General features: G+C 45.1%; 22 protein-coding genes and 1 pseudogene. 14 read left to right on the top strand and 9 right to left on the bottom strand.

The genetic code is table 11. The features are described 5' to 3' along the window. The first annotated feature begins 105 nt into the window (after window positions 1-105). The 5 genes and pseudogenes from J7K63_09740 (at window position 106) to J7K63_09720 (ending at window position 4,848) form a co-directional block, all read left to right on the top strand. Window positions 106-1,278 (top strand): ABC transporter permease subunit, encoded by a 1,173-nt coding sequence (locus J7K63_09740; protein MCD6235300.1) that lies wholly within the window; start codon window positions 106-108, stop codon window positions 1,276-1,278. Further along, on the top strand, window positions 1,275-2,357 hold the full coding sequence (locus tag J7K63_09735; GenBank protein ID MCD6235299.1) for an ABC transporter permease subunit: 1,083 nt from the start codon (window positions 1,275-1,277) through the stop codon (window positions 2,355-2,357). Before J7K63_09740 ends, J7K63_09735 begins: the two co-directional genes overlap by 4 nt. Then, window positions 2,354-2,530, top strand: a pseudogene (locus J7K63_09730) (ATP-binding cassette domain-containing protein). The gene J7K63_09735 and the pseudogene J7K63_09730 overlap by 4 nt, the downstream one beginning before the upstream one ends. A gap of 297 nt (window positions 2,531-2,827) precedes the next feature. Then, on the top strand, window positions 2,828-3,835 hold the full coding sequence (locus tag J7K63_09725) for an ABC transporter ATP-binding protein (protein ID MCD6235298.1): 1,008 nt from the start codon (window positions 2,828-2,830) through the stop codon (window positions 3,833-3,835). An 8-nt stretch (window positions 3,836-3,843) separates the two neighbouring features. Continuing rightward, window positions 3,844-4,848, top strand: coding sequence for an ATP-binding cassette domain-containing protein (locus J7K63_09720; GenBank protein ID MCD6235297.1), 1,005 nt, complete (start codon window positions 3,844-3,846; stop codon window positions 4,846-4,848). A gap of 105 nt (window positions 4,849-4,953) precedes the next feature. On the opposite strand, the gene J7K63_09715 is transcribed toward J7K63_09720, so the two are convergent. Genes J7K63_09715 through J7K63_09705 form a run of 3 tightly spaced genes read right to left on the bottom strand, consistent with a single transcriptional unit; the run spans window position 4,954 to window position 8,563 of the window. After that, entirely contained in the window at window positions 4,954-5,853 is a 900-nt protein-coding gene (locus J7K63_09715; GenBank protein ID MCD6235296.1) for a DUF58 domain-containing protein, read from the bottom strand. Further along, window positions 5,850-6,830, bottom strand: coding sequence for an AAA family ATPase (locus tag J7K63_09710; protein ID MCD6235295.1), 981 nt, complete (start codon window positions 6,828-6,830; stop codon window positions 5,850-5,852). The genes J7K63_09715 and J7K63_09710 overlap by 4 nt, the downstream gene beginning before the upstream one ends. A 14-nt stretch (window positions 6,831-6,844) precedes the next feature. Beyond that, window positions 6,845-8,563, bottom strand: a complete 1,719-nt coding sequence (locus J7K63_09705; GenBank protein MCD6235294.1) for a tetratricopeptide repeat protein — start codon at window positions 8,561-8,563, stop codon at window positions 6,845-6,847. A 322-nt stretch (window positions 8,564-8,885) separates the two neighbouring features. On the opposite strand from J7K63_09705, the gene J7K63_09700 reads away from it, so the two are divergent. The 8 genes from J7K63_09700 to J7K63_09665 all read left to right on the top strand — a co-directional run bounded on the left by J7K63_09700 (window position 8,886) and on the right by J7K63_09665 (window position 18,946). Then, window positions 8,886-10,070 (top strand): aminotransferase class I/II-fold pyridoxal phosphate-dependent enzyme, encoded by a 1,185-nt coding sequence (locus J7K63_09700; GenBank protein MCD6235293.1) that lies wholly within the window; start codon window positions 8,886-8,888, stop codon window positions 10,068-10,070. A 57-nt stretch (window positions 10,071-10,127) separates the two neighbouring features. Further along, complete coding sequence (locus J7K63_09695; protein ID MCD6235292.1) at window positions 10,128-11,390, top strand: Glu/Leu/Phe/Val dehydrogenase; 1,263 nt, start codon at window positions 10,128-10,130, stop codon at window positions 11,388-11,390. A 104-nt stretch (window positions 11,391-11,494) separates the two neighbouring features. Continuing rightward, window positions 11,495-13,807 (top strand): PEP/pyruvate-binding domain-containing protein, encoded by a 2,313-nt coding sequence (locus J7K63_09690; GenBank protein ID MCD6235291.1) that lies wholly within the window; start codon window positions 11,495-11,497, stop codon window positions 13,805-13,807. 191 nt (window positions 13,808-13,998) lie between these two features. Next, window positions 13,999-15,297: an acetyl-CoA hydrolase/transferase family protein gene (locus J7K63_09685; GenBank protein MCD6235290.1), complete on the top strand. Its 1,299-nt coding sequence runs from the start codon at window positions 13,999-14,001 to the stop codon at window positions 15,295-15,297. A gap of 203 nt (window positions 15,298-15,500) precedes the next feature. After that, complete coding sequence (locus tag J7K63_09680; protein MCD6235289.1) at window positions 15,501-15,836, top strand: 4Fe-4S dicluster domain-containing protein; 336 nt, start codon at window positions 15,501-15,503, stop codon at window positions 15,834-15,836. A gap of 7 nt (window positions 15,837-15,843) precedes the next feature. Next, entirely contained in the window at window positions 15,844-16,902 is a 1,059-nt protein-coding gene (locus tag J7K63_09675) for a 3-methyl-2-oxobutanoate dehydrogenase subunit VorB (protein MCD6235288.1), read from the top strand. Beyond that, complete coding sequence (locus J7K63_09670; protein MCD6235287.1) at window positions 16,899-18,341, top strand: 2-oxoacid:acceptor oxidoreductase family protein; 1,443 nt, start codon at window positions 16,899-16,901, stop codon at window positions 18,339-18,341. The genes J7K63_09675 and J7K63_09670 overlap by 4 nt, the downstream gene beginning before the upstream one ends. Before the next feature lie 143 nt (window positions 18,342-18,484). Then, window positions 18,485-18,946, top strand: coding sequence for a universal stress protein (locus J7K63_09665; protein MCD6235286.1), 462 nt, complete (start codon window positions 18,485-18,487; stop codon window positions 18,944-18,946). On the opposite strand, the gene J7K63_09660 is transcribed toward J7K63_09665, so the two are convergent. From J7K63_09660 to J7K63_09645, 4 genes are all read right to left on the bottom strand, one after another. Next, complete coding sequence (locus J7K63_09660; protein MCD6235285.1) at window positions 18,941-20,170, bottom strand: MFS transporter; 1,230 nt, start codon at window positions 20,168-20,170, stop codon at window positions 18,941-18,943. The genes J7K63_09665 and J7K63_09660 overlap by 6 nt on opposite strands. Continuing rightward, window positions 20,163-20,738: a GNAT family N-acetyltransferase gene (locus J7K63_09655; GenBank protein ID MCD6235284.1), complete on the bottom strand. Its 576-nt coding sequence runs from the start codon at window positions 20,736-20,738 to the stop codon at window positions 20,163-20,165. Before J7K63_09655 ends, J7K63_09660 begins: the two co-directional genes overlap by 8 nt. Beyond that, window positions 20,726-21,382, bottom strand: coding sequence for an HAD family phosphatase (locus tag J7K63_09650; GenBank protein MCD6235283.1), 657 nt, complete (start codon window positions 21,380-21,382; stop codon window positions 20,726-20,728). The genes J7K63_09655 and J7K63_09650 overlap by 13 nt, the downstream gene beginning before the upstream one ends. Before the next feature lie 143 nt (window positions 21,383-21,525). Further along, complete coding sequence (locus tag J7K63_09645) at window positions 21,526-21,765, bottom strand: hypothetical protein (GenBank protein ID MCD6235282.1); 240 nt, start codon at window positions 21,763-21,765, stop codon at window positions 21,526-21,528. A gap of 177 nt (window positions 21,766-21,942) precedes the next feature. On the opposite strand from J7K63_09645, the gene J7K63_09640 reads away from it, so the two are divergent. Beyond that, window positions 21,943-23,031: a hypothetical protein gene (locus J7K63_09640; GenBank protein ID MCD6235281.1), complete on the top strand. Its 1,089-nt coding sequence runs from the start codon at window positions 21,943-21,945 to the stop codon at window positions 23,029-23,031. Here J7K63_09640 and ispG read toward each other — a convergent pair. Both ispG and dprA read right to left on the bottom strand, forming a co-directional pair. Then, window positions 23,004-24,074, bottom strand: a complete 1,071-nt coding sequence (gene ispG / locus J7K63_09635) for a flavodoxin-dependent (E)-4-hydroxy-3-methylbut-2-enyl-diphosphate synthase (GenBank protein ID MCD6235280.1) — start codon at window positions 24,072-24,074, stop codon at window positions 23,004-23,006. The genes J7K63_09640 and ispG overlap by 28 nt on opposite strands. A gap of 15 nt (window positions 24,075-24,089) precedes the next feature. After that, a complete protein-coding gene (gene dprA, locus J7K63_09630; protein ID MCD6235279.1) occupies window positions 24,090-25,181 on the bottom strand; it encodes a DNA-processing protein DprA in 1,092 nt (363 codons plus the stop codon). Window positions 25,182-25,234 lie beyond the last annotated feature (53 nt).

Raw genomic sequence — 25,234 nt, 5'->3', positions numbered from 1 at the left:
ATCATGATCCAGTATTTTGTTCGACGTATCCTGCTCATGATTCCCACGTTTCTTGGTTCAACCCTTCTCATTTTCGTTATTTTGCAGCTTACGCCGGGAGGGCCGTTGGAACAGACAATTCAACGGCTGCAGATGGGAAGCATGAGTCGTGGAGAAATCTCAGGCGCTACCGGGGATATGATGACCGGCGGCAGCAGCATTCTTCCCGAATCCGCACTGAAAGAACTCAATCGTTTTTACGGCTTCGATAAGCCCATCTGGCAACGCTATCTCATTTGGCTCGGTGTGTGGCCCCGGGAAATCCGCCACAGGGATCTGACCTTTAAACCGGGCGAATTAACACTTAATAAATATGTAGGCTATGGAACCTACCTGAACCTTGAACGAAGTGAAAAAGGGTTACGCATAACCGATGAATCGGGAGCCGTTCCGTCAGATTGGAAAGGCCGTATCGATAAAATTCGTGACGACGGTTCGGCTGATGCTGTCATCTTTCAAACAGAATTTTCGGGAATACTCACCGGCAATCTGGGAACTTCCTATACCTATGCCCAACCTGTAACCGAGGTGATGGCACCCCGTTTTAAAATATCAATTTTTTACGGTCTTTCCGGACTGATACTCATGTATTTGATCTGCATTCCCCTGGGGATCAAAAAGGCCCTGAATCACGGAACACCCTTCGATTTTATATCCAGCGTGATTGTTTTTGTGGGATACTCCATTCCGGGTTGGGCTCTGGGAGGCGTTCTCCTCGTCCTCTTTGGTGGCGGATCTTTCTGGGATATTTTCCCCCTGGGAGGATTCCGTTCACCTATGGAAATCTGGGAAACCCTTTCCTGGTGGCAAAAAATCCTGGATCAGCTCCATCATGCCATCCTGCCCATTATCGCCTGGACTATCGGCAGTTTCGCCACCATGACAACCCTGATGAAAAACAGCCTTCTTGAAAACCTTTCACAGGATTATATCCGGACAGCTTTTGCCAAAGGACTCAGTGAAAAACGCGTCGTCTGGATCCATGCCATGAGAAATTCCCTGATTCCCATTGCAGCCCGTATCGGACAAAATATTGGGATCATTATATCCGGCTCTTATTTTATCGAACGGGTTTTTAATATCGATGGATTCGGGAAAATGGGTTATCAGGCTATTCTGGACCGGGACTACCCAATTACTCTGGGGTTCCTTGTTATTGTCGTTCTGATTCGGCTGATTGGTAATATATTGTCTGATCTTGCCCTTGCAACTGTAGACCCGAGGATACGTTTTAAATGAAATGGCCAAAACTTTTTAAGCGATATACAATTGATACGGAAGAGATATCTTTAAGCATCTACCGGAAAAGGTGGGAAAAATTCAAAACCATGAAACGGGGTTACTATTCTTTCGTCATTCTGGTAACCTTCTATATCATTTCTTTCTTTCTCCCGTTTCTCATTAACAATCGAGCTCTGGTGGTAAAATACGATGACCAGCTCTATTTTCCTGTCATCCAGGGATATATTCACGGCACAACCTTTGGTCAGGATGTCCCCGGAGAAACCAATTACAGGCTTCTGAAAGAAACCTGGAACGAAACAGGCAGTCCGAACTGGCTCATCATGCCCCCTTACCCCTATAGCCCCTATGAGGATATTACCGTCGAGGGGAATAAAATGTTTGAACCGCCAAATTCCGAACACTGGCTGGGTACGGACAATACCGGGCGGGATGTATTCGCACGCCTTTGCTATGCTTTTAATATCTCCATCTCATTTGCTTTGTTATTGACGGTCGTGAATTACATTATCGGCATTCTGATCGGCGGTTCCATGGGATATTTCGGCGGAAAATTTGATCTTTTCTTTCAGCGGATTATTGAAATCTGGTCCAGCATGCCCATTTTGTATGTCATTATTATCCTGGTTTCCATCATGAAACCTTCCTTTCTCCTTTTGATCGGAATCTATACCATTGTGAACTGGATCAGTATGACCTACCTGATGCGGGCTGAATTTTACAGGGAAAAGGCCAAGGATTACGTGGCGGCAGCCCTGTCCATGGGACAAAGTAATTTCAAAGTCATGTTCAAGCATATCCTGCCCAATTCCCTGGTACCTGTGATCACTTATTTTCCTTTTGCCGTCGTTATGGGTATTCTGGCTCTTGTGGGGCTTGATTATCTGGGATTCGGCATGCCGCCGCCGACACCCAGTTGGGGACAAATGCTGGATGTGGGTCTTTCCAATATTACGAAATGGTGGATGGTTTTTGCTCCGGTTACAGCACAATTTCTCACCCTTCTCTGTATTGTTTTCATTGGGGAAGGTGTCCGGGAAGCCTTTGACCCCAAAGTCTATTCGAGGTTGCGATGAACAGAAAAAAACTGGTTGAAATAAAAGGACTCAAAACCCGGTTTAAAGTAGGAGACGACTGGGCAACAGCCGTAAACGGGATTGATTTCAATATCTATGAAGGGGAAACACTGGGTATTGTAGGTGAATCCGGATCCGGGAAATCGGTCTCGGTCCTCTCTCTGATCCAACTCATCCCCAATCCTCCCGGAGAAGTGATAGAAGGAACTATCCGTTTCCGGGATAAACTCATTTTTGACGGCACCGAATACCGGAAGGTCTATGATGTGCCCGAATACCGATTTTTCAATTCACTTTCCGAAAAACAAAGGAAATGGGCAGCCGTAGCCTTCTTAATTCTCTGGCTTGTTCTCTATGCTTTATTGCCTGTCCCGGGACTTCTTCCCCTTGTTTTATCTTTTATTCTGGATATCTGGGTTACTATTCGGATGTTCTACAATTCTCCCCGGAAAAAAGCTCTCAGAAAGTATATGGAAAAACTCTATTCCAGGATGAGAGATTACCGGGGCCGGAATATCGCCATGATCTTTCAGGAACCCATGACATCCCTGAATCCTGTCTATACCATCGGAATGCAGATTGAAGAATCCCTGGAGCCCAAATCTTTTAAAGAATTTATCCGGGACCGTGTCATTAATCTGGCAGAATCCTTTCGGGGACATTCCTGGAAATTTCGCTTCTCTCTAATGGGTATTTTTGCCGCAATTTTTCTCTTTTTCAGCCAGCTTGCCGCCGGATGGACTTTTCAGCTTTCCGCCTTTGCCGGCTCACTGCTTGGCGGGATACTGATTCCGTCAGTCTTTGCCGGAGGTATCATCCTCTGGGATAAAGCCATCCCCGAATCCTATAAAAAGAAAAAGGCAGAGCTGTTCACCAAAGGAGTCCGACTCCTTGAACTGGTGGGAATCCCCGATCCGGCATCCCGCATGAAAGATTATCCGCACCAGTTTTCCGGTGGTATGCGGCAACGGGTCATGATTGCCATGGCACTGGCCAAAAATCCCTCCCTCCTGATTGCCGACGAACCGACAACAGCGCTGGATGTAACCATTCAGGCCCAGATTCTGGATTTGATGCTGGAAATAAAAAACAAGAAAAGTGATTCCGCCATTGTCCTGATTACCCATGACCTTGCAGTGGTAGCGGAAACCTGTGAACGGGTAATCGTAATGTACGGCGGCATGATCCAGGAAGAGGCACCGGTGGAAGAACTTTTTAATCATCCCTTACATCCCTACACATTGGGACTCCTCCGGTCCATTCCCAATCCTCTGGATACGGGAAAAAAGGAAAAACTGAAAACAATCCGGGGAATGGTCCCCAGTATTTTAAAATTGCCGGAAGGATGTAAATTCTGCACCCGCTGCGATCATAAAATTGACATCTGTGATACAATTGAACCCAAGCTCCGGGAAATCCGTCCCCGCCACTTTGTTCGTTGTCACGTGGTTCAACAGAATATGGAATCTAAGTTATGAAAAATACTATGCATACATCCCCACTGGTTGATGTTCAACATCTGAAAGTCCATTTCCCCGTCTTTGGGGGTGTCTTATCCCACAAGGTCGCTACGGTTAAAGCTGTTGATGACATCTCTTTCTCTATTGGGAAACGTGAAATCGTGGGCATGGTAGGAGAATCGGGATGCGGCAAAACAACAGTCGGAAGGGCACTGATCAATATCCTGAAGCATGTGGCGCCGGATGTAGAGCTTTCCGGTGACATTATCTATCATATAAAAGGAAAAAAAGTCAATTTTATCAAAAACAGCCCGAAAAAAATCCGCCCCTACCGTTCCGATGTCCAGATGATTTTTCAGGATCCCTATGCCTCCCTCAACCCTCGGATGACCGTGGCTCAAATCATCAGTGAACCGTTGCAATTGCACACGACCATGAGCAAGACTGAGCAAAAGGAGCGTGTCGGATGGTTGCTGGACAAGGTGGGATTGCAACCGGAACAATCACGGCGTTATCCCCACGAATTTTCCGGTGGTCAACGCCAGAGGGTTGGGATTGCCCGGGCTCTGGCAACAAATCCCGAACTGATTATCTGCGATGAACCGGTCTCTGCCCTGGATGTTTCCATACAGGCACAGGTTATCAACCTGATGCAGGAACTTCAGGACGAATTCAACATGTCCTATCTCTTTATCGCCCACGACCTATCTGTCGTCGAACACATATCGGACCGAATTATTGTTATGTATCTGGGTAATATTGTTGAGATGGGCAAAGCCAGGGACGTGTATCATCACCCCAGGCATCCATATAGTAAGGCCTTGTTATCTGCTGTTCCTCTGCCGGATCCATCACGAAAAAACCGGAAACGGATTGTTCTTGAAGGCGATGTCCCCAATCCCCTGAACAAACCCTCAGGTTGCCCTTTCCGCACCCGTTGTCCCCTGGCACTCCCCTCCTGCGCCGAAGCGGTACCCCCGCTTGAAGAACATGCAGATGGACACTTTGTGGCGTGCCCGGTAGTTAAATGACGATTGACGACTGATTTTTAAGAAGTTGGAAGTTAGCGTCGCTTCGCTCCTGTCGGCTGTCGACTGTCGACTGTCGACTAACGACTAAAAAAAGACATTACCCCTTTATGGCAATTCCATTCGTTTCAGAAGATACGTCATCAGTACCGTCCGCAAATCGTCGTCTGTCCTGAAAAAGAGATAATCCACTCCCATATTCCCAAGGGTTTCCAGATACGTCCTCTGCAAGACGGACCGGGTTCGTTCATATTCCTCTTTAATTTGCCGGTTATCTGCTTTAATCCTCTCTCCCGTTTCCATATCAATAAATTCCGTTTTCCTGTGTGCTTTCAATTCCATCTCTTCCGGATTCCAGACATGAATCACAATGACTTCATGTCCGTAATGGCGGAAATGCCGGATCCCGTTGAGAACTGCCTCCTGATCATCCCAAAGATCGGATATCAAAATCATAAGTCCGCGGTGTTTAACGGTTTCAGCAAGCTGGTGGAGGGCAGATGCCGTGGATGTGGTGCCCTGAACGGCTGTCCCGGACAGGATTTTCATCATTTCAACAGGATAGGACGGAATGGCTTTGGGTGGCATGACGGTCACCAATGTATCCTGAAAAAGACAGAGTCCGGCTGCATCATTCTGACGGACCAGCAGAGTTGCCAGGGATGCAGCAATCACGGAAGCAGCCGTGAATTTGCTAAAGGGTTTGCCAAATCCCATGGAACGACTGCTGTCTACAAGAAGATAAGCAGACAAATTGGTATCCTGTTCATACTGACGAATATAATACCGGTTGGTCCGGCCATAGACCTTCCAGTCCAAATGACGAATATCATCACCGGGATTGTAGGCACGATGGCGGGAAAATTCCACACTGAATCCATGATAAGGAGAACTGTGAAGTCCGAGAAGAAATCCTTCCACAACCTGGCGAACTTTCAGATCCAGGGTATCAAATAAAACTAAATCAGATAAAGTAATGGGTTTTGAACGTACCGTTTCCTGCATCATGACTTATGCACAATGTGCCGGATAATCGCTTCAATGCTCACTTGTTCAGCTTCAGCCGCAAATGTCCGGAGTACCCGGTGCTGCAGGACCGGCAGGATCAGGGCATCAATATCCTCTTCATCAGGCGTGGGTTTCCCATGAATGGCGGCCCGTGTCTTTGCCGTGGCAATAAGGTATTGGGCAGCCCGTGGGCCGGCGCCCCATCGAACATATTTGCGGATAAAGGCATCATTTTCTTCAGAGGGACGGGTTTTCCGAATCAGATTCACAGCATAATCTATCACGTGTTCTGATACAGGAATTTCCCGGATGAATGCAATAATATTCAGAATTCGTTTTTTTTCAACGACGGGAAATAAATGAGTATTATTAATCCGGACAGTCTGTTCCACAATCACCTTTTCTTCTTCCAAAGAGGGGTAATCCAGATTCAGTTGAAACATAAAACGATCTTGCTGGGCTTCAGGCAAGGGATATGTCCCCTCCTGCTCAATGGGATTTTGTGTAGCAAGGACAAAAAAAGGCTCTTCAAGGGGGAGGGTTCTTCCTGCCGATGTCACCTGATGTTCCTGCATGGCCTCCAAGAGGGCAGACTGGGTTTTCGGGGGAGTCCGGTTGATTTCATCGGCTAAAATAATATTTGCAAAAACAGGTCCCGGTATAAAACGAAAAATCCGTTTACCCGTCTCCCTGTCTTCTTCAATAACCTCCGTCCCGGTAATATCCGACGGCATCAGATCGGGAGTAAACTGAATCCGGCTGAAAGAGAGATCCAGTATACTCGCCAATGATTTGACCAGAAGGGTTTTCGCAAGCCCGGGTACACCCACCAATAAACAGTGTCCTCCGGATAAGAGAGAAATAAGAAGATTTTCGATGATCTCATGCTGGCCGATAATGATTTTGCCGATTTCCTGCGTGGCTGATTGGTAGAAGTGTGCTGTCTCGTCCAGTAGTTTCAGGGGTGATGATGCCATGAATGTCCTTTTCGTTATTCTTTCTGCAATTTGGCCAATGCCTTCCGGGCCTTTTCTGAAGCTTTTGTTTCCGGATATTGTGTGATGAGAATTGTGTATATTTCTATGGCTCCTTCCCTGTCTGCCAGTTCTTTTTCCAGAAATCTCCCGGCTTTTATCAGCTGATCCGGTGTTTTATCATATTCGGGATACCGTTCATAAAGTTCCCGGATTTCTTCCACGGCTTTACGGTATTCACCACCGGCTACATGCAAACCGGCGATAGTAATCATAGCTTCCGCCGCATCTGAGTAAAAAGAAGCATACTCGTTTTTTATAATTTCGTACTGCTTGAAAGCGAGTTCAGAACTTTTAGAAAGAGTCTGGTAAATCCTGCCCATATTTTTCAGAGCCGTTACGGCATATCTGTTACCGGGATAAGCTGTGGGAATTTTCTCATATTCGGTGAGCGCAGCAACCGGATCCTTAAGGTCCTTTTCCTGAATTTCCCCACTCATCAGTATTGCCCTCGGAGCAAGTTTGCTTTCCGGATATTTTATGCTGATTCCGCGAAATTTTTCAAAAGCCGTCCCGCTTTCTTTCAAATAATTCCTGTAAATTTCAGCCATATTATAGATGGCTACAGGCACTTCAGGACTCTCGGGATACACAGTGACAACTTTTTGTAACTGACTGACGGCTGATTTGTACCGTTTTTGATTTTTCAGGATATCTGCATACCAAATCAATGCACGGTCTACTCTGTCCCCAACCTGCGATTCTTTCTGGAAACGGAGGATTTCCTTTTCAAACAAAGGTTCACATCCGGGATATCCGATATCTGCTATCGCACGTATATATTTGAAAAGGGTACTCCCTTCCATGGATTCCCGTGTTTCATCTTTCAGATAAGCCGACAAAAGAGTGTCGCGGGGATCCGGATATGTCTCCATCAACAGTTTTATCTGTTCTTTGATGTATGTAAGATTTGCGGATTCAGGAAAATAAAAGAGATACTTCAAATAGGTCAGTTTAGCTAACCGGGGTTCTTTCTGATCTTCATAGACTCTGCTGAGCCTGATTAAAACCTCACTGCTGTTCAATACCGGCAAATACATATCCAGATAAAGGGAAAGTTCTCTCTTCTGCAGTTCAGGAAGTTCGGTATTTTTTAGAAAAAATAATGATCCGGAACTCTTCTCTTCCATGAGTTGTAACAAATACTGATAGAATGCCTGTTCCCTTTTGATCTCCTCGGGAATAAAAGGGTCATCGGTTTGGTCTTTGACTGTAGAAAGGGACTCCCTGAGATGCCGAATCACAGTAAGAAGAGAATCCTTTTCACTCTGATAGTCTGGACTCACCTGACCTGCACGATCCCTCTCCTGCTGTCGCAGGGCTTCAATTTCTTCTTCCAGGGCTTTAATCTGTTCTGCGATACTCAATCGGATAGAATCCACGGCCTGATTCAGCTTGTATCGGTAGGAGGTTTTGAAATTGGCTGCCATCCGTTCTTTTTCAAGATTGAACCGGTATTCAAGACTGTCAATCAATGCCTTTTGCCATGCATCATCCTCCGCGGATTCCTGGCCGGATGTGTTCTCGATTTTATCGGGAATTTCATCCAAATCCAATGGAGCCAGCGCGCGGGTGGTATCCAGTCTCTGAATTCCATCCATGACATCAATATCCTGTCCCGAAAGAAAGGAACCCAGGATAAAGAAACCCATCAATAACACATTTGAACGTTTCATGATATCCCACCTGTTCTTTTTATTCCCATCATGTTAAACTATTAATTTTCTACATCCATTAAAACAACAAAATTCATTCATTTATCATGAAATCTTTTTTAAAAAACAGAATAAGTTTTGTCTTTCAGACAGGGTTGGATGTGGTCTTTATCATTTTTGAGAATTTTCTTTGTGAAAGTGAAATTTATTTTATAAGAATGTGTCGGTTTTTTCCTTTTTTTTCTCAAAATCACAGGTTTTTTAAGAAAAAAAAGGATAAGTTTTACACCGGTTGAGAACTGGCATATAAATTGCCATAAACAAAATAAGAAGCTAAGCAGGTATGGATTTGAAAAAGAGCAATCGTATTGAGACAATATGTGTCCATGGTAAGGGTGAATCGGATCCGTCTTACCATGCAGTCATTCCCCCTTTGTATCAGACAACAGCTTTTGCCTTTGAATCGACAGAAGAGGGTTCAGCCCTTTTTACTGATCAGAAAGAGGGATATTTCTATTCCCGTATGGGGAATCCCACGGTGAATGCATTATGCCGGCAGGTAGCCCGGTTGGAAAACACGGAGGCATCTCTGGCCTTTGCATCGGGGATGGCCGCCATCGCAGCCGTCATCATGGCCTTGATTCCTAAAAAAGGGAAAGTTCTGGCCAGTCACACACTATACGGCGGAACTCATTGTCTGTTCACCCGTTCACTTCCCGGCCGGGATATTGAAACTGTTATCGTGGAAAATGATGATCCGGATACATACAGACATCATCTGGAAGAAGATGAATTTCAGATGATTTTCCTGGAAACACCCTCCAACCCAACTCTGAGTCTGGTGGATATTCAGGCTGTTTGTTTTATTGCCCATGAGAAAAATGTACCGGTTATGATTGACAATACTTTTGCCACGCCAATTTTCCAGCGGCCGGCAGATATGGGTGTGGATATTGTAGTACACAGTGCCACAAAATACATTTGCGGACATGGAGATGTCATTGCCGGAATCGTCACCGGAAAAAAAGAAATGATAAAGATCATCCGTGATGAGATTTTATGCCGTTACGGTCCCATTATCAGTCCCTTTGACGCCTGGCTTTTACTGCGTGGACTCAAAACCTTATCGGTCCGGATGGAGCGGCATGAGAAAAACGCCATGAAAGTGGCCCAATTCCTCCATAAGCATCCCGGGGTTAAAAGAGTATACTATCCCGGTCTGCCTGATCATCCCGGACATGACATCGCCCGGCGACAGATGTCCGGTTTCGGCGGGGTGGTTTCCTTTGATGTGGGAGATAAAGAGACTGGTATCCGGGTTATCAACCGGGTTCAATTGTTTACCCGGGCTGTTTCCATTGGCGAATGTGATTCACTGATTCAGCATCCCGCTTCCATCACCCATTCCGGCCTGAGTGATCGCGAGTTGAAAGCTGCCGGCATCAATCCCGGGCTGATACGCCTGTCCATTGGACTTGAAAACGCCGATGATTTAATTGAAGACCTTGAACAGGCTTTAAAAGCATAAAGCACTTTAAAAAGTCCGGATTATATTTCGGACGGAGAAACATGAATGGAGGAAAGAATGTCTAAATCGCAGAACATCTTTGAGATGGCTCAGCAGCAGCTTGATGAAGCGTGTGAACTGTTGGGATTTGATCAGTCCACACGGGAGTTTTTACGGTGGCCCCAAAAAGAGATTGTGATCACGCTCCCTATCCGCATGGATGACGGAAGCATAAAAGTTTTCAAGGGTTACCGCGTTCAGTACAACCGGGCCCTGGGTCCAACAAAGGGCGGACTTCGCTGGCATCCTGACGAAACAATCGACACGGTAAGGGCTTTAGCTGCCTGGATGACGTGGAAAACAGCTGTCGTTGATATCCCTCTCGGCGGAGGCAAAGGCGGCATAACCTGCAATCCACAGGAATTGTCCGATACTGAAAAAGAACGGTTGGCCCGTGCCTTTATTGGCGCCATCGCAAAAGATATCGGTCCAACGGTGGATGTCCCTGCACCGGATGTATACACCACACCCCAGATTATGAGCTGGATGATGGATGAATACGAAAAGATCAAAGGTGAATGCATGCCGGGAGTAATCACCGGCAAACCCATTGATATCGGCGGTTCCAAAGGCCGTGCTTCTGCAACTGCCCGGGGAGGCTTGTTTATTGCCCGTGAAGCCATTAAAGCACGCGGTGAATCCCTGGCCGGAAAAACCGTTGCCATTCAGGGTTTCGGCAATGTCGGCGGCTGGGCCGGTGTCCTCTTTAAAGAAGCCGGCTGTAAAATCGTGGGTATTTCCGATATCAGCGGTGCCTATTACAATATGAAGGGATTTGATACCGATGCTATGTTTGAGTACGTCGGACAGCACGAAACACTCGAGGGTTATACGGAAGAAGGCATGAAATCTTTTGATAACCCCATGGATGTTCTGGAAATGAATGTTGATATCCTGATCCCCGCAGCCCTGGAAAGTCAGATAACAGCTGAAAATGCCGAACGCATTAAAGCCGATGTGATTGTTGAGCTGGCTAACGGGCCGACAACCCCTGAAGCCGATACCATTCTTTTCAAGAATAAAAAGTTTTTAGTCCCTGACTTTCTGGCCAATTCCGGCGGAGTGACGGTCTCCTATTTCGAACAGGTTCAAAATGCCTACAATTTCTACTGGGAAGAGGCTGAAGTCAATGAACGGCTGGATCAGAAAATGACGGCGGCGTTTAAAGCCGTTTACGACATGTATTGCAAATACGATAAAAAAATCGATATGCGCAAAGCGGCTTATATGGTTGCCGTCGCCAGGGTTGCCAGGGCGGCAAAATTGCGGGGATGGATCTGATCCCTGCTGGATTCATTAAGAGGGTGTAAACGCACCCTCTTTTTTTTACACCTGTTTTTCATGACCGGATTATCGTTATATTACAGAAAGAAGATGAGGAAGCTGTGAAAAATAAAACCTATGAACATCTGAAAAACGTCTTTCAAAAACACCCCAATATGACGGAAAAAATCATCCAGAACCTCCTGATTCAGCTTCACAACCGTAAAATTGTTTCCATCGATAAAATATATCAGCACAGCCGTGAAATGGCGGGCTCCTTTCCCGGTGTCGGTGAAAAGAAAAAGTATAATCCCAATGCAGGCAAAGTACACCAGTGGGGAAAAAAGGAAAAAGAATACATCCGGAAAATGGTCATCAAACATGCTTCAGAGAATTTTTCTATCGAAGAAATTGACCGGATTGTGAATTACGTGGCAAAGACGGAAAAAGCCTTTGCCCTGGAAAATATCGCCAACCTTCCGGGAGTCTCGTTCTGGCTTCTAGCGGAAAAGGTCCACGAATTCTGCAATCTCCCGGAGGCAGAGCCCATTCCTCTGTCCATGGCAACGGGTATTCGTGTGGCCTTGCTGAAAAATTTTATCAGTGACAATCTGCAGTTTATTCGTATTGCCCGCAAACATATCCGGATTACAGACCTTGATCCCATCATCAAACGAACCCTGGGGTCGGAAACGGGGACAGGAAAAATCGGTGGTAAAGCGGCCGGACTCATTCTTGCTTATAAAATCCTGACAGATGAATATTCCGGAGATACGGATTATGAGTATTTTAAGAAAAATGTTCATGTCCCCGAATCCTATTACCTGCGAACCGATGTTTTTGAAGATTTTCTGGCATATAACGGATTGGTGGAATATCAAAACCAGAAATACAAGAACATTGATGAAATCCAAGATGAATATCCCCTTATCCGTGAACTTTTTAAAAATGCTGATTTTCAACCTGCCATTAAACGGCAGTTAAGGCATCTGCTGGAAAAAATCGGAGAAGTCCCCCTTATTGTCCGGAGCAGTTCCCTGCTGGAAGATAACTTCGGAACCTCTTTTTCGGGGAAATACGACAGCATTTTTCTGGCCAATCAGGGATCTTTGGATGATCGGCTTTCAGCTTTAATCGCAGCTATTGGAGAAGTGTACAGTTCAGGACTCGGACCAGATCCGCTGGAATACCGGAAAGAACACGACCTGCTGGATTATTTTGAGAGTGTCGCCATCCTGATTCAAAAGGTAGTGGGTGAGCGGTTTGGAGATTATTTCATGCCTCTCTGGGCCGGAGTCGCTTTTGGGCGGAATGAATACCGGTGGACCAAACAGCTTAAATATGAAGACGGTTTAGTCCGCCTTGTTTTCGGCATGGGCACCCGGGCGGTGGACCGTGTGAGTGATTATCCCCGAATGATCGGACTCACAAAACCACTGCTCAGACCTGAAGCCACACCCCGGGAAATCAAATTTTACTCTCAGAAAAAAGTGGATGTGATTGACCTGAAATCCAATACCTTTGTTACAATGACCCTGGATGAAATCCTGGATAAAATCAAAACTCCCGAACTTTCAAAAATTATCAGCACTTTCAAAGACAATCATATAACGGATCCCATCGGAAACATTTCATATCAGGAAGATGGCCAACCGGTGATCACTTTCAACAATCTGCTGAAAAACAAGAAATTTCCCAAACTCATCAGCCGTATACTGAAAAAACTTGAAAAAGCCTACAACTGCCCCGTAGATCTGGAATTTGCTTACGCAAACAAAAAATTCTACCTTCTTCAGTGCCGTCCTCTGGCTCACAGGCTGGAGGAAAAGAAGATTCAATTACCGGACAATGTACCCGAAAAAAAGATTTTCTTTCGGACTGAACGGGATGTGCCATGCGGTGTATTGAAAAACATTGAATATATCATCTATTGTGATCCCCTGGATTATAATAAAATCCCGGATAATGACAAGACACTCCTGGCACGGGTCATCAGCAAAATAAACCGGCTTCTGGAAGAAAAACGTTTCATCCTTCTGGGCCCCGGACGATGGGGAAGCAGTAATATCAAACTGGGAATCCCGGCACGGTACTCGGATATCAATAAAACCAAAATGATTTTTGAAATTGCCCGGGAATCCGGCGGTTACACACCGGAAGTCTCCTACGGAACCCACTTTTTTCAGGATCTGGTTGAAGCAAATATTTTTTATATGCCCTTGTATCCCGATTTAAGCAGCACCTATTTTAATCCCGACGTTTTCAAAACCTGTGACAACATACTGGGAAAGTTGGCGCCGGCCTATGAACGGTTTAAACACGTACTAAAAGTCTATCAAATCCCCCGATGTTTTCCGGCACAATACTTTCATATCTATATGGACCGGGATAATCAAAAATCTCTGGGATTCATTTCCCCTGAAGATCATTCCTGAAGTTGGAAAACCATTCTTAACCATGCGTGTGTTTTTATCATTTTTGAGAATTTTCTGTTTGTGGATATCTTGATGAAAGCCGTAAACAGAAGCATTTATCCCGAATGAATTTTTGGCATGAAATTTGAAGCTATTATGATATCTGATTTCTCATGTTCAAACCCTAAACACAATATGCTTTCGGAGAGCCCATGACTTGGAAGACACGTTATAAAGCAAAAATTACAACGGCAGAAGATGCTGTAAAAGTCGTAAAATCGGGTGATACTGTTTATGTTCATTCGAACTGTGCCGTCCCGGAACATCTGATTGATGCTCTTGTGGCTCGTGCCCCTGAACTGGAAAATGTAACCATGGCCCATATATTGACCTTCGGTAAAGCCGCCTATACCAAGCCGGAAATGGAGGGGCACTTCAGAACCCTGAGTTTATTTTCCGGAGCCAACACCCGGCAGGCAATCAAGGAAGGCCGTGGTGATTTTGTCCCCATTTTTCTGCATGAAGTGTCCGGTCTGTTTTGGTCCGGACAAATAAAAGTGAATGTGGCCCTGATTCAGGTATCACCTCCGGACCGGCATGGTTTCTGCAGTTTTGGAGTGTCCCTGGATCACACCCGGGCTGTTACAAAAACAGCCGATATTGTTATAGCCCAGGTAAATTCCCGGATGCCGCGGGTTCATGGAGACAATTTTATCCATATAGATGAACTGGATTTCATTGTAGAAGCCGATGCAGAGATCCATGAGATGCCCAAGGCTGTTGCCACAGAGGAATTCTCTAAAATCGGACAGTATATTTCTGAACTCATCGATGACGGCGCCACCATGCAGACGGGTATCGGCGGAATACCCGATGCGGTTTTGAATCACCTTCATGATAAAAAGAACCTGGGTATTCACACCGAAATGTTTTCCGACGGAGTAATTGAACTGGTTGAGAAAGGTATCATCAACAACTCACAAAAAACGATTCACAGGGGGAAAATGACTGCCGGATTTGTCCTGGGTACGCGGCGTCTTTTTGATTTTATCGATGACAACCCCCTGGTTGAATTCCATGTTCAGGAATATATCAACGATCCCCGTGTTATTGCCCAAAACCCGAAAATGGTGTCTATTAATTCAGCGATTGAAGTTGATATAACGGGACAGATTTGTTCGGACAGCATCGGAACCATGAATTATAGTGGGATCGGCGGTCAGGTGGATTTTTTTCGCGGGGCAAAAATGAGTCCCGGCGGTAAAGCAATCCTTGCCCTGACATCAACAGCCAAATGTGGAGAAATCAGCCGAATTGTCCCTTTTCTGAAACAGGGGGCATCCGTCACCACAACCCGTGCTGATGTCCACTATATCGTCACGGAATACGGCGTGGCTTATGTACACGGCAAATCATTCCGGGAACGGGCAAGAGCCCTGATCAACATTGCCCATCCAAAATTCCGGGAAAAACTCGAAAAAGCCGCGTGGGAGAGGAATTTGAGGATATGAGTGAGAAACGGTGAGACCGGGAGAGGAAAAGACGGGGATAAGAGACCTATGAACCCATAAACCTCTCAACCTCTCAACCTCTGAACGTCTAAACGTCTCAACCTCTAAACGTCTCAACCTCTAAACGTCTAATCGTCTCAACGTCTCAACCTCTGAACGTCTCAACGTCTAAACGTCTCAACGTCTAAACCTAAGGAGATAAAATGAGCGTATCAAAAGGCCATGTGATCATTAAAACATCAGAATGTAAGGGTTGTCAGTTATGTATAGAAGCCTGTCCGGTTCACGTGCTCAAACTGGCCGAAAAACTGAACCACATGGGATACAAACCGGCAACTTACACCGGAGAAGGGTGTACGGGATGTGGAATTTGTTATTACACCTGTCCTGAACCGGGAGCAATTACTGTCTTTAAAGGCTGGGATACCTGGCCGGAAAAAGCCGTATGTCCGGTTTGTAAAAAAGAGACAAAAGTATATCACGCAAAGAATGGAAAAGATATCGTTCTTTGTACCGAATGTTTAAATCCCATATCGTGAGGTTTCAATGAAAAAAGTACTCATAAAAGGAAACGATGCCGTTGTAAGAGGAGCATTGCTTGCAGGATGCCGGAATTATTTCGGATATCCCATTACACCTGCCAGTGAAATTGCCGAAGGATCGGCTCTGTTGTTCCCGAAGGTCGGGGGCACCTTCCTTCAGGCTGAGAGTGAAATCGGAGCTGTCAATATGGTTTACGGAGCCGCTTCCAGCGGAATCCGGTGTATGACCGCCAGTTCCAGTCCGGGCATCAGCCTGAAGATGGAAGGCATCTCATATCTGGCCGGTTCTGAATTGCCCTGTGTTATTGTAGATATCACCCGGGGTGGACCAGGACTCGGAAATATTGCACCGGAACAGGGGGATTACAATCAGATTGTCAAAGGGGGCGGTCACGGGAATTACAAATTGATCGTTCTGGCTCCCAACAGTGCTCAGGAAATGTGCGATCTTACCATGCTGGCATTTGAACTGGCCGATAAATACCGGAATCCCACCGTGGTCATGGCAGACGGGACTATCGGTCAAATGATGGAACCTGTTGAATTTCCCCAGCCGGTGACCTCATTCCCCAAAAAAGACTGGGCTGTAAAAGCCACGGCAGAAACCCGTGAAAACCTGATCTCTTCCATTGAACTCGATCCGGACCGGCTGGAACTTCATAATCAGAAGCTTCAGAAAAAATATGCCATCATCGAGGAAAAAGAGGTTCGGTGTGAAGAGTACCGGAGTGATGATGCGGAAATACTTCTTTTGGGGTTTGGGATTGTAAGCCGCCTGCTTCAATCTGTAGTGGACGAATTGAGGGCGGAAGGTATTCCTGTGGGATTGATCCGACCCATCACCCTCTTCCCCTTTCCCAAAAAAATCATAGCTGCTTATGCATCAAAAAAGAACGTACGCTTCTTTAACGTCTTCGAACTGAATAACGGACAGATGGTGGATGATGTGAAGTTAGCCGTTAACGGACGGAAACCTGTCCTCTTTTATGGAAGGATGGGTGGAAATCTTCCCACAATAAAAGAGATCAGTGCGGAAATTATGAAAAATATGAGGCAATTATGACAACTCAACACAATAAAGTTCTGCAGAAACCCGAGACCTTTTACGACACCTTTGCCCGAAAAGGGGGTTCGGAATTAAAATCAACCCACTATTGTCCGGGCTGTGGTCATGGAATTCTCCATAAACTTATTGCCGAAGCTGTTTCCGATTTCGGTATCCAGGATAAAACAGTGGTTGTAAGTCCTGTAGGATGTTCTGTTTTTGCATATTACTATTTTGATACAGGTAACATTCAGAGTGCCCATGGCCGGGCGCCGGCGGTCGGGACAGGTTACAAGCGGGCAAACCCGGATTCCATTCTTATTTCGTATCAGGGAGATGGTGATCTGGCGGCCATCGGTGCCAATGAAATCATCCAGGCGGCAAACCGGGGTGAAGCCATGACCGTCTTTTTCATCAACAATGCGATTTATGGAATGACCGGGGGGCAGATGGCGCCGACTACATTGATTGGACAGAAAACAACAACCACCCCTTATGGCAGAAACAGTAACAGTGAAGGATTTCCTCTCCGGATGTCCGAAATCATCGCCACCCTTGAAGCACCAGTCTATGTTGAACGCTGCATGCTGACCGATGCCAGGAATATTGCCAAAACCCGGAAGGCTGTCAGAAAAGCCCTGAAAGCCCAAATCGACCATAAGGGCTTTTCTTTTGTGGAAGTCCTGTCAGGATGTCCCACCGGATGGAAAATGACGCCCCAGGAAGCTAAAAACTGGATTGATTCAGTTTTGTCTAAATACTTCGTCCCCGGGGTTTTCAAAGATGTCATCGAAGAACGGGAACCCATCATAATCAAACAGGAGAACCCCTCTCCCAAAGATTACCACAAATTGATGGATATCAGTCATTTTTCCGAAAAGGAAGATGCTGTTCCCACACCGGAAAAAACAAATTTTCATGAGGAATTGAAAATTGCCGGATTTGGCGGTCAGGGAGTTCTGAGTTTGGGATACGTCATTGCCAACGTTGCCATGGGCCATCAATACGAAGTCAGCTGGCTCCCCAGCTACGGTCCTGAAATGCGGGGAGGAACAGCTAATTGCAGCGTAAAAATCTCCGATAAACGAATCGGAGCCCCTCTGGTTGCTAATCCAACAACTCTAATCGCCATGAATAAGCCTTCACTCGATAAATTTGAAAATGATGTAGTGAGTGGCGGGACGATTATATACGATAGTGGACTGATAGACACACCTCCCTCCCGGGATGATGTGACGGTGATCGGCTTGCCGGCGACTGAAATAGCAGATAAACTTGGAAGTACAAAAGCCGCAAATATGATAGTCCTGGGAATCTATGCAAATCTTAAAAAGAAGATCCTGAGTGATAATTATATCTGTTGGGCTCTTCCCCTGATTCTGAAAAACAAAGCATTTCATGATGTTAATCAAAAAGCGTTTAAAACAGGCTTTGAATATCCGGAAAAACATGCGTGAATTCTGACGAAGTGATTTATTTCATTTCGTTCTCAAAAGCACCCCGACCATTCTCCGGCCGGGGTGTTTTTATTATTCTGTAAACTCCGTGTTGATTTAAAAGAGAATTATTAATATTATAATTTTAAAAGGAGGACATAAACATGAAAATAAAAAAAATCCTTTTAACAACTGATTTTTCCGATTACGCCCGCTATGCCCTGACTTATGCTGTGGAATTTGCCGGAAAATTCAAAGCTGAAATCGGTCTTCTGCACGTCATTGAACCAATCATTGTACCAACTGATTTCACCTGGGAGAGTTATGATATTGCAGAATTGGAAAAAAAGTCCAGAGAATACGCTCAGGAATCCCTGAATAAAATCATCCGGGACAAAATTCCGGATAAGATAAAAGCGACACCTATCATCCGGTATGGACGGTCCTTTGAAGAAATTATCCGCTGTGTCAAAGAGGAGAAATTTGATATCATTATCATGTCAACCCACGGATTGACAGGCATTTCACATATTTTATTCGGATCAACAACAGAAAAAGTGGTTCGAAAATCACCGGTACCGGTTTTAACGGTTCGGGATCCGGAACATAAATTTGAAATGTTATAACGGTTCAGCAGACCCGCAGCAGGCTTTTTCATGTCTTTTTAGCCATAAGAATCCCCAGATAGCCATAAAACTGAAAAGGGATAGAACAAACCACAAAACTCTGGAATCCCGGAGTAAATCCATGCTAACACCGCCGATAAAGGGGCCTACAGACCAGCCCAGCGTTGTCGCCAGACTGTATATGCCCTGATATCGGCCGTGTTTTCCTTCGGGAGACATATAACTGACAATTGTGTTTCCCGTAGGGACACCAATAATTTCACCGGTTGTAATAATTGTAATCATCAGCAGGATCATCGAATAGGTGTGGACCCAGCCCATCAGGGCATAAGCTATAAAATAAAGAAACGAAGCGACGATCATGAGTTTGAACATATTGATTTTCCGGATCATTCGGCTGACAGGAATCTGGAAAAGAATGACAAGCAGAGCATTATAGGTATAAACCCAGCCGATATTCCGGGAAGAAAATTCCAGAATCTTGCTCATATAGACCGAAAGTGTCGAAACCAGCTGTCCCATTGTGAGGAAAAGGAGTAGTATGGATATCATAAAAATGTTGAATGTCGGATTATTCTTCAGGACGCTGAAAGAGGCCATGAAAGATTCTGTAGATGAAGTTTCGGATTTCCGAAAAGTTTCACCGACAAAAGTCCAGATAAGGATACCTGAGATCAGCGCACTGATACCGCAAAAATAAAAAAGGTACTCATAACCGTAATAAGCCAAAAATCCACCAATGGCAGGGCCTGTTCCCCAGCCGGCATTGCCTGCTGTCCTGAGCACGGAGTACCCTTCCACCCTTTTTTCTTTTGGAACCAGGTCCACAATCATGGCACTTGCTACAGGCTGAAAATAGGATGAGAGCAAGTAATTCATCATTAATATTCCGGCAATCACCCAGAATCCTGCCTGGAGAGCGATGGCCACACCTGTAGCAATAAAAACCGCCGCCCGATTTACCTGGGATATAATCAACAAACGACGCCTTCCGATCCGGTCCGATAACTCACCACCTATAATTTGAGAACTGCTCCGTAAAACCGCCGCAATCAGAAAAAAAGAGCCGATGAGACTCATGGGGACACCCAGTTCAGTGTGAAAGTAGATACTTACAAAGGGGACAACCGCACCAAATCCCAAAGAACTGATAAACCAGCCAAGCATGAGAATCCATAAACGGCGATCGAATGAAAATAGATATCTGGACAGCTTATTATTCATCATTAACAGAATTTATCCATTCATGCCGGAGAATACCATAGAGGAGTTTATCCCAGTATTTCTCCTTTCTGTAAAGCCATTCTGTCAGTTTGCCTTCCCGGGAAAATCCGAGCTTCTCCAGAACTTTCCGGCTGGCAATATTGTATTCGTAAACTTCAGCTCCAACACGGTGGAGTTTCAAATCGAAAAAGAGATAATCCAGAATGGTTTCCACCGCATCGCTTCCATAACCGCGCTGCTGGTACCGGGGATGAATTTCAAAGCCGATCATGCAGTTCTTGTTGTCGCAATCAATCCGGCCTGCATGAATCTGCCCGACTGGATGCCCGGTATCTTTGTCCATAACAACAAAGGGCAAATAGTGCCTGGTTGCCGACATCAGGCGGGTTAAATAATAGTAGATAAACTCTTCCGGTTCCAGTTTTTGAAAAGGTTCGTCAGAACTGTAATACCTCAGTTGTTCATTCGAGGCAAGCTCATAAAAGAAAGAGGCATGACTGTCGTCAGGATTCGTCAGGATAACCAAATCACCTGTCAGAACAATTGTCTGATCTGTCATATAGTCCATAATTTTTCCAGATTCAGATCGTTCCATGAATCAATCACCAAATCGGCATCCTGTATTTCATAACGGGAATGAGTTGTAGTGATAGCAATAACAAAAGCACCGGATTCTTTCCCGCTTTTTATTCCCCGAAGGCTGTCTTCAATCACAATACAGTCCTGAATGGCTACCCCGAGTTTTTCTGATGCTCTCAAATAAGGTTCTGCATGAGGTTTCGTATTTTTCACATCATCTGACGTGATAATGAGGGAAAAGACATTTTCAATCAGGGTGTTCTGAAAAATCCAGTCTATCATTTCCCGCTTAGAGGATGTCACAAGTGCTGTTTTAAAATAGGAAGAAATTTTCTGGTAAAAATGACAAAAATAGGGTGTATAAGCCAGTTTTTTCCGCATGGTTTCACGCAAACCAACCTGCCACTCATCCTTGAGCTCCTGAATATCAATATCAGGCAGGAAGCGGCTTTTCACCAATTGGAAAAATACATCCGTACTGATTCCCTTAAAGAGAGACCATTCAGACGGGGGAATCTGGATACCATACTGCAAAAAACGATCCCGGGTATATTCTTCATATATTTGTTCGGAATTGACAACGACCCCGTCAAAATCGAACAATATGGCCTTTTTTTGCTGTGATTGAGACATGAATTTTCAGTTTCCTGTTCCATCTGATTCGGCATCCTGAACGTTTTGACAAAATCAGTCTTACCCATTTGTCCCTAAAAAAACGGGATAACATAAAAAGAACCCGTAGTGTCAGTAAAAACGGATTCTTTTCATGAAAAAAGTTATTTCCCCGGAAGGTGCCTTTTATCCTTAAAGGCAAGGGCAATAGGCAGGAGCACAACATATCCCAGAACCAGCAAAACCGGGCCGACAGTCAGAGACCACACATCATTGGTTTTACCGGTGGCCAGGAAAAGATAGCCCAAAATAATGCTGACAATACCCGCAGTAAAAATAGCCAGGTTTTTCCGGGTTAACCCCATCCGTTCAATTATTTCCGGTTTTTTACGTTCGTTTTTCATAGTGATGAATGTAAATAAATTGGTTAAAATATAACAGCAAAAAACCTGTTTTGAAAGTTACACACATGAACCAGTTCCTATGGATAAAAAACACTGTCTTTCCGGGGCTATCCTTTTCAGGAAAATTTCAACAATGAAGACAAATCCCGGAACCCATTACATTTACCGGATTTTGGTATGGTAAACACACAATACAGTCTGATACGTAGATTCACCGTTTTTACTTTGCTTTTTCTTATGTTCGGATGTGATACCCGTGAATCCTGGGATGAATCCTATGCCCGCGGACAGATATTATACCGTCAAAACCGGTATCAGGAAGCATTACATAATGCTTCGGTTTCTCTAAACGCCACAAGGCATTTTAAAGATGTGGATCAATACAGAATTTTACAATCTCTCTATTTGCTGGCATCCATCAATGATCAATTGAAGAAGCATGAGACTGCCGATCATTTTTACTCCCGGTGCCTGTCCCTGATTCGGAATTCAGACCGGGCAGATATTCAACAGGTTTATCCAATTTACAGGGATTACAGCCGTTTTTTGCACCGGCTGAATGATATCCGGGGAGCCCTTGCCATGAATGCCGAATTACTGGAATACCTGAAAATCCATAAACATGAAGGGGATTTAGCACCAGACAAATTGGGAATGCTCTATTTTGATCAGGCTGTATATTATACGTCGTATGAAAAATATGAAAGCGCCCTGAATTATATCCAATGGGCTGTCAGAATCCTGGAAAATCATTACGGCAGCACCTCTCCACGGTTGGTGGATCCTCTCTATCTGCTGTCAACCGTCTATTTTCACCTGGGAGAATATCATTTGGGCCGTCAAACGGCTGAGCTGGGATTAGAAATTGCACGAAACGGGCAGGAAGTTTCCAATCAGAAACAGGCAAGACTCCTCATGATTGCTGCCAGGAACATGCGCGGACAAAAAGCGGTCCTCACGGCCCGAAACCATTATGAATCGGCTTTAAGACTTTTAGACCCGACAACAGGTGTGTATACACCGGAACTGGAGAAAATTTACAGTGGATTATCGGAATTAAGTCTGATATTGAATGAACCACTCAAAGCCGTCAGTTACCAAATCCTGGCAGTAAATACCAGCGAAGCATTATGGGGAAAAACACACAGCAACACACTGCGTCAGCTTGTTAAATTATCCGACTTATATCGTCATACCGGAGATGAAGAAAAAGCACTTCGTATCGAATATGAAGTCCGTCAACGCATATCATCATTGATCAACTGATCAATTTCGTCTAACACACGGGGTATAATATCCTCTTCATCAATTATTTCATTTTCAATTCCTTTAATGAAGAGTCTGGCTTTCCCCCTGCCAAGACCTGCTATTCCGATATCCGCTTCACGGGCTTCACCCGGACCGTTTACCACACAGCCCATGATTGCAACTTTTATCGCATCTTTAATATGTGATGTGCGGGCTTCTATTTCAGATGCTATGTGGACAAGATCAAAACTCATCCGGCCACAGGTCGGACAACTGATGAGATTAACACCCTGCCGTTGAAGTCCCAACGCTTTTAAGATCTGATAACCGGCTTTTACTTCATCCAGAGGATCGGAAGAGAGGGATACCCGGAGAGTATCTCCAATACCTTCCGCCAAAAGGGTTCCTATGCCAACGGCCGATTTGATTGTTCCACTTCCCTTAGGTCCCGCTTCTGTAACACCCAGATGCAGGGGGACATCATATTTCCCGGCAAATAAGCGGTTTGCTTCAATCATCATGGAAACATTCGATGATTTCAGGGCTACAATCACATCCTTAAATCCATAGTCATAACAAATCTTCAGATGTTTTTCACCGCTTTCAACCATCCCCCGGGCTGTGGGTTCACCATATTTCTCCATAATCTCCCGTTCAAGGGAACCGGAATTTACTCCAATCCGGATGGGGATTTTTGCCGATTCACACGCCCTCAGGACTTCCCGGATTCGTTTTCCGGATCCGATATTTCCGGGATTTATCCGGATTTTTTGTACACCGGCATCTACAGCCATAAGGGCCAAATGATAATCAAAATGGATATCAGCCACCAGTGGAATGGAAATGCGTTTCAAAATGGCAGGTAAAGCTTTTGCTGAGGCTTTGTCCGGGACCGTTACACGCACAAGAGCACATCCCGCTTCTTCAAGGCGGTGTATTTGAAATACTGTTTCGTCTATATTGGTTGTAAGGGTATTCACCATACTCTGAACCGAAATGGGCGAATCACCACCAATCCCAACACTGCCAACATGTACAAGACGGGTTTTTCGTCGTGATATCATGACATCTCTTCCCTATATTTTCCGGATATAAAATTTACCCGGTAATTGTTGAATATATCCTTTTAATTCCAATTGAAGAAGAACACTCATCAATTTTCCATGATTTAGTCGGGTTTTTTCAAGGATTTGATCCACGTGGACCGGTTCACGGCTTAAGCAATCCATAATGGCTTTGCCTGTATCCGTCATATTTTTCATTTCTGCAGCTTCCACGAGGAGATTCATTTGGGATGCTTTGGATTTCAAGACTGGAAGTTCATCCAAAATATCCTCGAATCTTTCCACCAGTTTTGCTCCGCTTTTTATAAGCCGGTGACATCCTTCATGATGACCTGATAAAACATTGCCCGGAACAGCAAACACCTCGCGATTTTGTTCATTGGCACTATAGGCTGTGGCAAGGGCACCGCTGGAATCTCCGGCCTGGGTAACAATAACACCCCTGCATAATCCGCTGATCAGGCGGTTTCTCCGGACAAAACACCCCGGTGTGGTTTTATGCCCCACGATAAATTCCGACAACACAACTCCGTTTTGCCAAATCTGACGGGCTAAAGCTTTGTTTTCTGCCGGGTAAATAATATGCGGCGGCGTTCCCAATACGGCAATGGTTCTTTTTTTAGCGCGGACCGCCGTGTAATGGGCAATGGAATCCACACCTTTTGCCAAACCACTGACAACAGTGATATTCAAATCCACGGCAGCCTGGGCCAGTTCCCGGGTGATCCGCTTACCGTAAACATCAGGATGACGGGTCCCGACAATGGCAAGGGCATTCCGGTCTGACGAATCCCATTTACCTAAACAGGTCAGAACCGGCGGCGGATCATATATATGTTTCAATATGTCCGGATATACAGGATCTTCATAGGATATGATCTTTGCACCACTTTTTTTCATCCATTGCTGATGCATATCATAAAACTTTTCATGGTTTCTTTTCCGGACGGAATGAATAATCTGGCCAGGCAGTGTGTCCTCTTCACCTTCCAAATTAGAAAGGATTGCCTCGGGCGTTTTCCATCGCTCTATGAGAGTCCTAAAAAGCCGTGGCCCCATCCCTTCAACACACATGACTTTCAGAATGCTTTCAGGATCAAACATGAAGAAATCTAATGAAACATCTTTTTAATTAAAATATAATTCAGTATTTACAA

It is taken from the genome of Candidatus Neomarinimicrobiota bacterium (genome assembly GCA_021157965.1).
Classification (GTDB): domain Bacteria; phylum Fidelibacterota; class Fidelibacteria; order Fidelibacterales; family Fidelibacteraceae; genus Fidelibacter.
This window is presented reverse-complemented; position numbering and strand designations above follow the sequence as displayed.